11 protein-coding genes are annotated in these 12269 nt (G+C 64.5%); 1 reads left to right on the top strand and 10 read right to left on the bottom strand.

What is annotated here, in order from left to right; translation table 11 throughout:
* Positions 1-15: 15 nt before the first annotated feature.
* Entirely contained in the window at positions 16-582 is a 567-nt protein-coding gene (dcd, locus tag F0Q04_RS08800; RefSeq protein ID WP_021027736.1) for a dCTP deaminase, read from the bottom strand.
* 115 nt (positions 583-697) lie between these two features.
* Complete coding sequence (gene guaD, locus F0Q04_RS08795; RefSeq protein WP_182345195.1) at positions 698-1999, bottom strand: guanine deaminase; 1302 nt, start codon at positions 1997-1999, stop codon at positions 698-700.
* 285 nt (positions 2000-2284) lie between these two features.
* On the opposite strand from guaD, the gene F0Q04_RS08790 reads away from it, so the two are divergent.
* Complete coding sequence (locus F0Q04_RS08790; RefSeq protein ID WP_116924937.1) at positions 2285-2755, top strand: HIT family protein; 471 nt, start codon at positions 2285-2287, stop codon at positions 2753-2755.
* A gap of 65 nt (positions 2756-2820) precedes the next feature.
* Here the strand turns inward: F0Q04_RS08790 and F0Q04_RS08785 are convergent, their stop codons facing one another.
* The 8 genes from F0Q04_RS08785 to F0Q04_RS08750 all read right to left on the bottom strand — a co-directional run bounded on the left by F0Q04_RS08785 (position 2821) and on the right by F0Q04_RS08750 (position 12179).
* Positions 2821-3864, bottom strand: a complete 1044-nt coding sequence (locus F0Q04_RS08785) for an adenosine deaminase (protein ID WP_182345194.1) — start codon at positions 3862-3864, stop codon at positions 2821-2823.
* A 1-nt stretch (position 3865) separates the two neighbouring features.
* Entirely contained in the window at positions 3866-4855 is a 990-nt protein-coding gene (locus F0Q04_RS08780) for an aromatic ring-hydroxylating oxygenase subunit alpha (protein ID WP_182345193.1), read from the bottom strand.
* A 149-nt stretch (positions 4856-5004) separates the two neighbouring features.
* Positions 5005-6153, bottom strand: a complete 1149-nt coding sequence (locus F0Q04_RS08775; RefSeq protein WP_182345192.1) for a BMP family ABC transporter substrate-binding protein — start codon at positions 6151-6153, stop codon at positions 5005-5007.
* Between the two features lie 201 nt (positions 6154-6354).
* Complete coding sequence (locus F0Q04_RS08770) at positions 6355-7503, bottom strand: BMP family ABC transporter substrate-binding protein (protein ID WP_116924858.1); 1149 nt, start codon at positions 7501-7503, stop codon at positions 6355-6357.
* Between the two features lie 78 nt (positions 7504-7581).
* Positions 7582-8502 carry an ABC transporter permease gene (locus F0Q04_RS08765; RefSeq protein ID WP_116924857.1) on the bottom strand — a complete coding sequence of 307 codons (921 nt, stop codon included), beginning with the start codon at positions 8500-8502 and terminating at the stop codon, positions 7582-7584.
* Positions 8502-9584 carry an ABC transporter permease gene (locus F0Q04_RS08760; protein WP_021027744.1) on the bottom strand — a complete coding sequence of 361 codons (1083 nt, stop codon included), beginning with the start codon at positions 9582-9584 and terminating at the stop codon, positions 8502-8504. The genes F0Q04_RS08765 and F0Q04_RS08760 overlap by 1 nt, the downstream gene beginning before the upstream one ends.
* A complete protein-coding gene (locus tag F0Q04_RS08755) occupies positions 9577-11169 on the bottom strand; it encodes an ABC transporter ATP-binding protein (protein WP_116924856.1) in 1593 nt (530 codons plus the stop codon). The genes F0Q04_RS08760 and F0Q04_RS08755 overlap by 8 nt, the downstream gene beginning before the upstream one ends.
* A gap of 62 nt (positions 11170-11231) precedes the next feature.
* Positions 11232-12179 carry a LysR family transcriptional regulator gene (locus tag F0Q04_RS08750; protein ID WP_116924855.1) on the bottom strand — a complete coding sequence of 316 codons (948 nt, stop codon included), beginning with the start codon at positions 12177-12179 and terminating at the stop codon, positions 11232-11234.
* Between the last annotated feature and the right edge of the window lie 90 nt (positions 12180-12269).

The raw sequence follows: 12269 nt of genomic DNA, 5'->3' as shown, positions 1-12269 counted from the left end.
CTCAGCGCGGCGTTGTCAGGCCTTTGGCAAGGTGACGCCATGCTGGCCCTGGTACTTGCCGTTGCGGTCCTTGTAGCTCACCTCGCAGGGCTCATCACCGCGCAGGAACAGCACCTGCGCGCAGCCCTCGCCCGCATAGATTTTGGCCGGCAGCGGCGTGGTGTTGGAGAACTCGAGGGTTACATAGCCTTCCCACTCGGGCTCGAACGGCGTCACATTGACGATGATGCCGCAGCGCGCATAGGTACTCTTGCCCAGGCAGACGGTCAGCACATCGCGCGGAATGCGGAAGTACTCGACGGTGCGGGCCAGCGCAAAGCTGTTGGGCGGAATGATGCAGTAGTCGCCTTCAAAATCGACAAAGCTTTTTTCATCGAAGTTCTTGGGATCGACCACGGTGCTGTGGATGTTGGTGAACACCTTGAATTCGCGGGCGCAGCGGATGTCGTAGCCATAGCTGGAGGTGCCGTAGCTGATGATTTTCTTGCCATCCACCTGGCGCACCTGACCGGGCTCGAAGGGCTCGATCATGCCGTGCTGTTCCGCCATGCGGCGAATCCACTTGTCGCTTTGAATGCTCATGTCTGAAATAACTCCTAGGCGGCATTGTAGCGAAAGGCATTGCCCCGGCGGGCGGCATCTGCAGCCGTCCCGAGGCCTGCCCCTGCACTACCGCTGCACTACCGCTGCACCAGGATCAGCCCTGCTTCTGCGCAATCCGGCTGCGCTCGATCAGGCGGTCATCGCCCAGCACGATGAGGCTGAACAGCAGCTCCTCCAGATTGCGGGCCTGCGCCGTCTTGCGGGCGATCAGCGGCGTGGCCTGCGGGTTGAGCACGACAAAGTCGGCTTCGCAACCCGGCTGCAGGTTGCCGACCACCCCGGCCAGGCCCAGCGCCTGCGCCGCACCGGCCGTGTGCTGCCACCACAGATGGCTGGGCGCGAGCGACAGGCCCTGCTTGTCGCGCCCCTCGCGACCGACAAAGTAGGCCGCCAGCATGGTGCGAAACGGGCTAAAACTCGTGCCGCCGCCCACATCGCTGGCCAGGCCGTACAACATCTGCGCGGCGTCGGCCTGGGCATAGTCAAAAAAGCCGCTGGCCAAAAAAAGGTTGCTGGTAGGGCTCACCGCTGCGGCGGTGCGGGTTTCGTGCATCAGCGCGCGGTCACGTGCATCGAGGTGGATGCAATGGGCATAGACGGCACGCTCACGCATCAGCCCCCGGTCGGCATAGACCTGCAGGTAGCTGCGGCTGTCCGGAAACAGCTCGCGCACCCAGGCAATCTCGTCGAGGTTTTCAGCCACATGCGACTGGATCCAGACATCGCTGTAGCGCGCTGCCAGCTCGCCGGCGCCGCGCAGTTGGGCCTCGCTGCTGGTGGGCGCAAAGCGCGGAGTGATCGCGTATCCCAGGCGGTCCACGCCATGCCAGCGGCGGATCAGCGCTTCGGTGTCGACCAGGCTTTGCTCGGTCTCATCGCGCACGCCGTCGGGCGAATGGCGGTCCTGCAGCACCTTGCCGGTGATCAGCCGCATCTGGCGCTTGTGCGCCTGGGCAAACAGCGCATCGGCCGATGCCGGGTGCGAGGTTGCAAAGGTCAACGCCGTGGTCACGCCATTGCGCAGCAGCTCATCGACAAAGAATTGCGCCACTTCTGCCGCGTAGGCGGCATCGACAAAGCGCGACTCATGGGGAAAGGTGTAGTCATTGAGCCAGGGCAGGAGGCCGCTGGCGGGCGAGCCGATCACATCGGTCTGCGGGTAGTGGATGTGCATGTCGACAAAACCCGGCGCGATGATGCGGCCGGGCAGTTGCTCGACCACGGCATCGGCCCCCGCCTGGGCCAGCAGCTGGGCCGACAGCGCCTGCCAACTGCCTGCGGCCAGCACACGCTCGCGGCCATCGGGGCCCGGGGCCACGGCCAGCAGGCCATCTTCTTCATACAGCGCCTGGCCGTCATCGGCAAAGCGCAACAGGGCGGATCGGTAAATATGCATGCTGCCAAGCTTAGCGTCTGCCAAGGTCTGCCGTTATATGGACCTGGCAATAGTTTCTATGCGCCGCAGCAGCGCTGTCGGCAGTGCCGGCTGCTGACCGCGCTGCAACTCGGGCTGTAGGCTGACAGCAGCGCGATGGTTAACCAGGGAAAACCCCAGGCTCAGATGTATACGCGGGTCATATCTGCGGTCTATAGTGTTTGTTTTACCTGTTGGTTAAATCCACTGGTAGTGGCACTGCACAGACAGCAGCCGCTGCCAAAGCCCAAGGAGGAGGCTTGGCCCATGCCGCATTTTGTTGATCCGTCCCCTGCCGGTGTCTGCATTTTCTGCCGACTGGTGCAAGGAGAAATCCCTTCGGCCAAGGTGTATGAAGATGCGCTGACGATCGCCTTCATGGACCTGGGCCAGGTCAACCCCGGCCATGTGCTGGTCGCAACCAAGCGCCACGCAGCCAATATTTTCGAGATCACCGACGAAGAATCGGCTGCGGTGATGCAGACGGCGCGCAAGGTGGCACTGGCCGCCAAGATCGCTTTCGAGCCCGCAGGCCTCACGTTGCTGCAGGCCAATGGCGTCGAAGGCGGTCAGACCGTCGCGCACTTCCACCTGCATGTCGTGCCGCGCCATGCCGACGACGGCGTGAGCTTCAGCTGGCCGCGCAAGGAGCCTGGCGGCGCGGTGCTCGAAGGCTATGCGCTGCAGCTGCGCAATGCCATGCTGTCGGAGTCGGTGCCCGCAGCAGCCGCCGCTTAACGTCGCCGCTCACCTGCCAGCAAACAGGGCGCCTCGCGGCGCCCTGTTTGCTTTAGCGTTTCAGTTCAACGGGCTGCCTCGGCAAAGGCCATCTGCAGCTGGCCCAGCCAGGCCTGCTTGCGCGTCTGCGGCACAAAGCTGGCTTCAAAGCTGTTGGCCGCCAGTTGGTAGGCCTCGTCCGAGCCCATGCCGGTGGCTGCAAACAGCTGTACAAAGTTCTCGTTGATATAGCCGCCAAAATAGGCCGGGTCGTCCGAGTTGACCGTGGCCACCAGGCCCGCAGCCAGCAGCTGCGGCATATTGTGGTCGGCCAGGTCGGGGAACACCTGCAGCTTCTGGTTGGACAGCGGGCAGACGGTCAGGGGAATGCGTTCGTCCTTGAGCCGCTGCATCAGCGCGGCATCGTGCACCGCTTGCACGCCATGGTCCACGCGCTCGGCATGCAGCACATCCAGCGCGCCCCAGATGTAGGCCGGTGGCCCTTCCTCGCCGGCATGGGCCACGCGGCGCAGGCCCAGATCCTTGCAGCGCGTAAACACGCGGGCAAATTTCTCCGGTGGGTTGCCGACCTCGCTGCTGTCCAGACCCACCCCGCTGAAATAGGCGCGGTAAGGCAAGGCCTCACCCAGGGTCTGCAGCGCTTCTTCTTCGCTCAGGTGGCGCAGAAAATTCAGAATCAACTGCGCGCTGATGCCCCAGCGCTTTTCCGCATCCACGCAGGCCTTGTGCAGGCCCTGGATGACGCTCGCCATCGCCACGCCACGGGCGGTGTGCGTTTGCGGGTCAAAGAAGATCTCGGTGTGCACGACATTGTCGGCCACGGCGCGCTCCAGGTAGGCCATGGCCATGTCGTAGAAGTCCTGCTCGGTCAGCAAGACACTGGCGCCTGCGTAGTAGATATCGAGAAAGCTCTGCAGGTTGGTAAAGGCGTAAGCGGCGCGCAGGCTCTCGACATCGGCATAGGGCAAGACCACGCCATTGCGCTGGGCCAGCGCAAAGATCAGCTCGGGCTCGAGCGAGCCTTCGATGTGCATATGCAGCTCGGCCTTGGGCATGGCACGCAGCAGGCCCGGCAGGCGGGCCGCTTCGATCTGGGGGACGGTGTACATCTCAACACACTCCAAAAGTGACGCCACTGGCCTTGAGGTAGCGGCGGTAGGCCACCGACATGCGGTCGGCCGGTGAGTTCAGCTCTGCCTTGGCATCGAGCGGCAGCGGCTTGGGCATCTGCGACTCCAGCACGGGCTGATCCTGGGTAAAGATCGTATGCTGAAACTGCTGCAGCTGCTCGTCCGAGCTGTCGAAATCCGCCACGGCCAGGCGGAACCAGACGCGGCTGCGCTCAGGCGTGACCGGGCAGACAAATAGGCCAATCGCCTCGCGCCAGCCCTGCTTGCTCGATCCGCTCTCGGGCACCTTGGTCAGCAAGGCGGTGTAGGGGGCGGTCACCTCGTAGCTGTAGTCCACTTCAGCCGGCTTGGTGGAGTGCAGGTTCGACTGGGGCTGGATCGCCTTGCAGCCGGTGGCCTTCACGCCCCGCTCGGTGGCTTCGACCTCGTAGTGGGACATCTCGGTTGCATCGCGGCTGCCCAGCCAGCCCTCGTGCACAAAGCCAAAGTGCGACATATCGAGAAAGTTCTCGATGATGCGCGGGGCGCTGGCCTCCACATCATAAGGGCCGCAGTTGAGCTTGCGCAGGCGCGCATCGGCCTCGGCCTCGAACACCGGCAGCGGCGTGGCGGGCTGGCCCTCGGCCGCCGGCGCCAGCTGCACCCACACCAGGCCATGGGCCTCCTGCACGCCATAGGACGCAACACAGTGCTTGGCGGGCGGCACAAAGGCGGGCACCGCTGGCACCTTCACACACTGGCCGCCGCTGGCAAACTGCCAGCCGTGGTAGGGGCACTCCAGCTGGCCATCCTGCACGCGGCCCAGCGACAGGCGGGCGCCACGGTGCGGGCAGCGGTCGACAAAGGCCTGCACCTGGCCTAGCGCATCGCGCCACAGCACCAGCTCCTGGTCCAGCAGGCGCACCGGCAGCGGGGCATCCACCACCACATCAGACAAGGCAACCGGGTGCCATTGTTGGGCTTCGATCATCGGGGGAAATCTCTTGGTATAAATGACAAGGCTGCCCTGGGGCAGCCTTTGGTCGCAATGTTAGCACCGGAGCCAAAAGCACCGCTGCCACTCGCGTTTAGAACGGACATCGAACGCCGGGCGTCGAGCACCGGCGCAGCGCCCGCGCATCACTTGCCAGGAACCTGGCCTTCCACGCCCTTGATGTAGAAGCTGATGCCCTTGAGGAACTCGTCGTCGGCGACCTTGTCGGCTGCCAGGATCTCCTTGCCGTCCTGGCCCAGGATGGGGCCCTTCCAGATGCTGAACGTACCGTCCTTGAGGCCCTTCTTGACTTCTTCGACCTTGGCCTTGGTCTCGGCCGGCACATCGTCAGCCATGGACACCAGATCAATGGTGCCTTCCTTCACGCCCCACCAGGTCTGGCGGCTGGTCCACTTGCCTTCCAGCGCGCTGCGGGTGGTGTCGATGTAGTATGGCGCCCAGTTGATGATGGCCGAGCCCAGGTGGGCCTTGGGGCCGTAGGCGGTCATGTCCGAATCCCAGCCAAAGGCGCGCTTGCCCTTTTCTTCAGCGGTCTTGAGCACGGCCGGCGAGTCGGTGTTCTGGAACAGAATGTCCGCGCCGCCATTGATCAGGCTGGTGGCCGCTTCGGTTTCCTTCGGAGGGCTGAACCATTCATTGACCCAGACCACCTTGGTGCTGATCTTGGGGTTGACGCTTTGCGCGCCCAGGGTGAAGCTGTTGATGTTGCGGATCACCTCGGGGATCGGCACCGAGCCCACCACGCCCAAGGTGTTGGACTTGGTCATCGAGCCGGCGATGATACCGGCCAGGTACGCGCCTTCGTAGGTGCGGCTGTCATAGGTGCTGACATTGCCGGCCACCTTGTAGCCGGTGGCGTGTTCCCATTTCACATCGGCAAACTCGGGCGCCAGCTTCTGGATCACGTCCATATAGCCAAAGGTGGTGCCAAACACCAGCTTGTTGCCCTGGGTGGCCATGTCACGCAGCACGCGCTCGGCGTCCGCGCCTTCGGGCACGCTTTCGACAAAGCTGGTCTGGATCTTGTCGCCAAATTCCTTCTCCAGCGCCTTGCGCGCCTGGTCATGTGCAAAGGTCCAGCCGCCGTCGCCCACCGGGCCCACGTAGGCAAAGGCGATCTTCAGCGGATCGGCCGCAGGGGCTGCGGCTGCCGGGGCAGCAGCGGGTGCAGGCGCTGGCGCCTCTTCCTTCTTGCTGCAACCCACGACGGCGGCAGCAGCCAGCGCGGAGAGCGCGGCCACCTTGATCAGCGAACGCTTACGGAAATCAGTCATCTGTGTGTCCTCGAATGTTGTTGGAATGCCGAGCTCTACAAGCCACCATGCCGGCCTGCAGCGGGTAGAACATCGCCCGGCCAATATATGCATAAATCGGGCCAGGTTCCAAGTGCCGCCCGGCCCGCCGCGCGGCACTGTTGTTTGTTTGCCAGCAGGCCCGGCCGGGCGCCCAAGTCCCGACCTGGCGCTGCAGCCGGCTTACTTGGCGCCGGGCACTGCGCCTTCGATGCCCTTGACATAGAAGTTGATGCCGCGCAGGAAGGCATCATCGCCCACCGTGCCGCTGGCCAGCACTTCCTGGCCCTTGTTGTCCACGATCGGGCCGGTCCAGACGGCGAAGCTGCCGTCCTTCATGCCTTGCTTGGCCTTTTCGACCTTGTCCTTGGCGTCCTGGGGCACCTGGTCGGCAATCTTGACCAGGTCCATCGCACCTTCCTTCACACCCCACCAGAAGTTGCCCGACTGCCATTGGCCGGCCAAGGTGTCTTCGACCACCTTGCTGTAGTAAGGCGTCCAGTCGATCACGGCCGAGCCCAGGTGGGCCTTGGGTGCAAAAGCGCTCATGTCGCCGTCCTTGCCAAAGGCGTAGACGCCGCGCTCTTCGGCGGTCTTGAGGACGGCGGGCGAGTTGGTGTTCTGGTACATCACATCCACGCCGCCGTTGATCAGGCTGGTGGCCGCTTCCGACTCCTTGGGCGGTGCAAACCATTCGTTCACCCAGACCACCTTGGCCTGGATGCTGGGGTCCACACTTTGCGCGCCCAGCACAAAGCTGTTGATGTTGCGCACCACTTCCGGAATCGGCACCGAGGCGACCACACCGACGGTCTTGGTCTTGGTCATCGAGCCGGCCACGATACCGGCGAGGTAGGCGCCTTCAAAGGTCTTGGTGTCGTAGACCGCCACGTTGTCGGCCTGCTTGTAGCCGGTGGCGTGCTCGAACTTCACATCCTTGAGGTCGGCAGCGGCCTTTTGCACAAATTCCTGGTAGCCAAAGCTGGTCGCAAAAATGAGCTTGTTGCCCTGGCCTGCCATGTCGCGCAGCACGCGCTCGGCATCGGCCGACTCGGGCACGCTCTCGACCATCGAGGTCTCGATCTTGTCGCCAAACTTCTGTGCAATCGCTTTGCGTGCCAGCTCGTGCTGGAAGGTCCAGCCGCCGTCACCAATCGGGCTCACATACATGAAGCTGACCTTGAGCTTGTCGGCAGCAGGGGCGGCGGCAGCCGGCGCAGGAGCTGCCGGGGCGGCGGGCTCTTCCTTCTTGCCGCAGGCGGCCAGGGTCGCCAACGACAGGGCCGACAGGCCGATCAACTTGATCACGGAGCGCTTGCGCATGGTTTGCATGGATGAATCCTTGGTTTTTATAAAGAACGGACAAAAAGCGGGCCGCTGTTATTGTGATGGGCGCGTGCTGACACGCGCTTATGACCCGGGATAGAAAGGCTTGCCCAACGAGGCCGGCATATTGGCGCGAATCCAGGTTGGATTGCGCGAGATCAGCACCAGCACCACGATGGTGGCCAGGTAAGGCAGCATCGACAGCAGCTGGCTGGCCAGCTGCACGCCGCTGGCCTGCAGGTGGAACTGCAGCATGGTCACACCGCCAAACAGGTAGGCGCCCAGCAGCACCCGCGCGGGGCGCCAGGTGGCAAAGGTGGTCAGCGCCAGCGCAATCCAGCCCCGGCCCGAGACCATGCCCTCCACCCACAGCGGCGTATAGACGGTCGAGATATAGGCACCGGCCAGGCCACACATCGCGCCACCGAACACCACCGCCATCAGGCGGATGCGGCGCACCGGGTAGCCCAGCGCATGGGCAGATGTGGGCGATTCACCGACGGCACGCAGCACGAGGCCTGCGCGCGTGCGGTAGAGGAACCACATCATCACCAGCACCAGCGCCATGGCGCCATATACCAGCGGGTGCAAGCTAAAGAGCGCCGGGCCCAAGAGCGGGATATCGGCCAGGCCCGGAATCGCGTACTTGGGCAGGCTGGGCAGCTTGGCCTGCACGTAGGACAGGCCGACAAAAGCCGAGAAACCGGCGCCAAACAGCGACAGTGCCAGGCCCGTGGCGTACTGGTTGGTGTTGAGCCAGATCACCAGCACGCCAAAGATGGCGGCCAACACGGCGCCAGCGAGCATGCCCGCGCCAAAGCCCAGCCAGGTGCTGCCGGTGTGGACGACGGTGGCAAAACCGGCAATCGCTGCGCACAGCATCATGCCCTCGGCGCCCAGGTTGACGATGCCGGCCTTCTCGTTGATCAGCAGGCCCAGTGCGGCGAGCGCCAACACGGTGCCAGCGCTCAGCGTGGCGCCCAACAGCAGTGCATAGGATTCCATCACAGGCCTCCTTTCACTGCGGCGCGCGATGCCACCCAACGCAGGCGGTAGACCACCAAGGTGTCGCAAGCCAGCAAGGTGAACAGCAGCAGCCCCTGGAAGACGCCGGTCAGGGCCTTGGGCAGGCCCAGGCGCGACTGCGCCAGCTCTCCGCCGATATAGAACATGCTCATAAGAATCGCGGAGAAAACCATGCCCACCGGGTGCAGGCGACCGACAAAGGCGACGATGATGGCCGCAAAGCCATAGCCGGCGGGCACATAGGGGGTGAGCTGGCCCAGGGGGCCGGCCACTTCCAGTGCGCCGGCCAGGCCGGCAGTGGCGCCCGAGATCATCAGCGCCGTCCACAAGGCCTTGCGCGACGAAAAGCCGGCATAGCGGGCCGCCGAGGGCGCCAGGCCCCCCACCTGCTGGGCCAGCCCGGCGCGGGTGCGGAACAGGTAGACCCACAGCAGCGCAGCACCGGCCAGCGCAATCAGCACGCCGATGTTCATGCGCATGCCTTGCACCAGTTTGGGGATTTGCGTGATTTTCTCGAAGCTCTTGGTCTGCGGAAAGTTGTAGCCCATCGGGTCTTTCCAGGGCCCGTAGACCAGGTAGCCCAGCACCAGCGTGGCGACATAGACCAGCATCAGGCTGACGAGGATCTCGTTGGCATTGAAGCGGTCGCGCAGCCAGGCCACGATGCCGGCCCAGACCATGCCGCCGAGCATGCCAGCCAGCAGGATGACGGGCACGATCCAGGGCCCGGTGTTCTTGTCAGCCAGCAAGGCCATACCGCCCGCGGCCACGGCGCCAATGACAAACTGGCCCTCGGCACCAATGTTCCAGACATTGGAGCGAAAGCAGACGGCCAGGCCCAGTGCAATCAGCAGCAGCGGCGTGGCCTTCATCGTCAGCTCGCCCAGCGCGTAGCCAGACTTGATCGGCTCCCAGAAAAAGGCCTGCAGGCCCTTGACCGGGTCCTTGCCCAGCAGCACAAACAGGCCCACGCCGATCAGCACGGTGATCAGCAAGGCCAGCACCGGCGAGCCAAAAGTCCAAAAGCGCGAGGCCTGGGGGCGTTGCTCTAGCTTAAGCATGGCGGCCCTCCTCGGCGAGAGCGGCAGCAGCGGCAGCCGGGGCGGCATTGCGGCCTTCCCAGAGGCCACTCATCCATTCGCCGATCAACTGCACCGAGGCATCGGCCCGCGCCACCGATGGCGACAGGCGGCCCTTGGCAATCACATGCAGGCGATCACTGATTTCAAACAATTCTTCCAACTCCTCACTGAGCACCAGCACGGCGCAGCCCGCATCGCGTAGCGCCAGGATCTCGCCGCGGATCTGCGCTGCCGCGCCCACATCCACCCCCCAGGTGGGCTGCGAGACGATCAGCAGGCGGGGCTGGGCATCGATTTCCCGGCCCACGATGAACTTTTGCAGGTTGCCGCCCGAGAGCGACTGCGCACTCGCCTGCGGGCCACCAGCTTTGACACCAAAGCGCGCGATGATGCCCCGCGCCATCTGGTCGAGCTGGCCCATGCGCAGCCAGCCGCCGGCGCCCAGCATCTCATTGCGCGTCAGCACCAGGTTGTGCGCCAGGCTCATGCTGGGCACGGCGCCCCGGCCCAGGCGTTCCTCGGGCACAAAATGCAGGCCCAGCGCGCGGCGCTGGCCCGGGCCCATGCGCCCCATCGGCGTGGCATCCATCAGCACGGCCTGCGGCTCGGCGCGCATGTCTTCGCCCGAGAGCGCATAGAGCAGCTCCTTTTGGCCATTGCCCGAGACACCGGCAATCCCCACCACCTCGCCGGCCCGCACCTGCAGCGAAATGCCATCCAGGTCCACACCAAACGGGTCCTGCTTGGCCAGGCGCAGCTGCTGCACGCTCAGCACCGTGGCCCCTGCCTGGCTGGGGCGCAGCTTGAGCATCGGCGGCTCGGCGCCAATCATCATGCGCGACAGAGAGGCATTGCTTTGCTCACGCGGGTCGCACTCGCCGGTCACCTCGCCACCACGCAGCACCGTACAGGCGGTGCACAGCGCGCGGATTTCATGGAGCTTGTGGCTGATATAGAGAATGCTGCAGCCCTCGGCGGCCAGCTTGCGCAGCACGACAAACAGCTTTTCCACCGCCTGGGGCGTGAGCACCGAGGTCGGCTCATCGAGGATCAGCACGCGGGGGCGGGTGAGCAGGCCGCGGATGATCTCCACCCGCTGCATCTCGCCCACCGACAGGCTGTGCACCGGCCGCTGCGGATCGATGTCCAGGCCATACTCGCTGGCCACCTCGGTGATGCGGGCGGTCACTTCCGCGAGCGACATCCGCTTGTTCTGACCCAGCCAGACGTTCTCGGCCACCGTCAAGGTGTCAAACAGGCTGAAATGCTGGAACACCATGCTGATGCCCAGCTGGCGTGCCTCCTGGGGGTTGCGGATCTGCACTGGCTGGCCGTCGACCAGGATCTGTCCCTCATCGGGTTTGACCGAGCCGTAGATGATCTTCATCAACGTGGACTTGCCCGCGCCGTTCTCGCCCAGCACGGCGTGGATTTCCCCGGCGCGTACAGTCAACGCTACTTTGTTATTGGCTACAACCGCTGGGTAGCGCTTGGTGATGCCGATCAGCTGTAACCGGGGCGCGGCCGCGCCATCGGTCGTCGGTGTCGGGGTCTGTTCTTTCATGGGCGGCAATTGTCCCTCAAATTGTTACCCGAGCGCGGGATAAAACGCGAAGATGCGCTCACTCACGGCGAATAGCCCGCCGGGCTTCGCAGCGAGAGCGCGGTTTTTTTCAGGCAGCTGCGCAGCCAGATGGCCGCATCAGAGGCATGGGTCCGGGCGTGCCACAGCAGGTAGTAATCGAGCGGCGGCAGCGCCAGCGGGCAGTCCAAAATGGCCAGCGCATGCGTGTCGACAAAGCGCTCACAGAACTGGCGCCCCGTGGTCAGCACAAGCAAGCTCGATGCCACCATGGCAGGAATGGCACTGAAGTGGGCGCAGCGCGCCATGATGCGCCGCTCCACCCCCAGTGCATCAAGCCGGGCGTCGATGATGCCGCGCGCGCCCGGGTGCGTGGCAGTGGGCGCAATATGCTCGGCCTGCAGCCAGGCCTCGACATCCCAGCCCCGCCGCACGGCCGGGTGGCGGCGGCTGACCAGGCTCACCACCTCATCGCTCATCAGGCTGGTCATGTGCAGGTCACCGGTGGGCTGCAGCCAGTTGCCCACCACCACATCGATATCGCCCTGGGCGAGCTGGGCGTGGTAGTGGGTTTCGGACGACAGCGGGTAGATCTCCACCACGCACAGCGGCGCCTCGGACTTGATGCGCGCGACCAGCGCGGGCAGGAACAGCGGATCGAAGTAATCACTCGCTGCAATGCGGAAAGTGCGGGTCGCCGTCTGCGGGTCAAAATCGCGGGCATCGCTGAACAGGCCTTCGGCAGCGCGCAGGATGGCAGCGGCCGGCTCGACCATGCGCTGGCCCTTGTCGGTGGGCATCATCGCCGCGCCCGAGCGCACCAGCAAAGGGTCGCCCACCAGGTCGCGCAGGCGCTTGAGTGCGGCCGACACCGCCGGCTGGTACATGCCCAGGCGCAAGGCCGCCCGCGAGACGCTGCGCTCGGTCAGCACCGTGTGCAGCACCCGGATCAGGTGCAGGTCAATCTTGTCAAACAGGGCTTGGTCGCGCATGCGGGTGTTTAGAACGTGTTTACGATCTCTACACAGCCGCGTTGGAGTGCAATCGGGATGAGTTCGAAGCGATGGTCCGCCGCTTGCACC

It is taken from the genome of Comamonas koreensis (assembly GCF_014076495.1).
GTDB classification, from domain to species: Bacteria; Pseudomonadota; Gammaproteobacteria; order Burkholderiales; family Burkholderiaceae_C; genus Comamonas; species Comamonas squillarum.
Note: the sequence above shows the minus strand (reverse complement) of the source record. Positions and strands in the feature narration are given on the sequence as shown.

Bases quoted from the DNA above. Each gene is read 5' to 3' on its own strand.
- dcd (WP_021027736.1), bottom strand. From the start codon at position 582: ATGAGCATTCAAAGCGACAAGTGGATTCGCCGCATGGCGGAACAGCAC.
- guaD (WP_182345195.1), bottom strand. From the start codon at position 1,999: ATGCATATTTACCGATCCGCCCTGTTGCGCTTTGCCGATGACGGCCAG.
- F0Q04_RS08790 (WP_116924937.1), top strand. From the start codon at position 2,285: ATGCCGCATTTTGTTGATCCGTCCCCTGCCGGTGTCTGCATTTTCTGC.
- F0Q04_RS08785 (WP_182345194.1), bottom strand. From the start codon at position 3,864: ATGTACACCGTCCCCCAGATCGAAGCGGCCCGCCTGCCGGGCCTGCTG.
- F0Q04_RS08780 (WP_182345193.1), bottom strand. From the start codon at position 4,855: ATGATCGAAGCCCAACAATGGCACCCGGTTGCCTTGTCTGATGTGGTG.
- F0Q04_RS08775 (WP_182345192.1), bottom strand. From the start codon at position 6,153: ATGACTGATTTCCGTAAGCGTTCGCTGATCAAGGTGGCCGCGCTCTCC.
- F0Q04_RS08770 (WP_116924858.1), bottom strand. From the start codon at position 7,503: ATGCAAACCATGCGCAAGCGCTCCGTGATCAAGTTGATCGGCCTGTCG.
- F0Q04_RS08765 (WP_116924857.1), bottom strand. From the start codon at position 8,502: ATGGAATCCTATGCACTGCTGTTGGGCGCCACGCTGAGCGCTGGCACC.
- F0Q04_RS08760 (WP_021027744.1), bottom strand. From the start codon at position 9,584: ATGCTTAAGCTAGAGCAACGCCCCCAGGCCTCGCGCTTTTGGACTTTT.
- F0Q04_RS08755 (WP_116924856.1), bottom strand. From the start codon at position 11,169: ATGAAAGAACAGACCCCGACACCGACGACCGATGGCGCGGCCGCGCCC.
- F0Q04_RS08750 (WP_116924855.1), bottom strand. From the start codon at position 12,179: ATGCGCGACCAAGCCCTGTTTGACAAGATTGACCTGCACCTGATCCGG.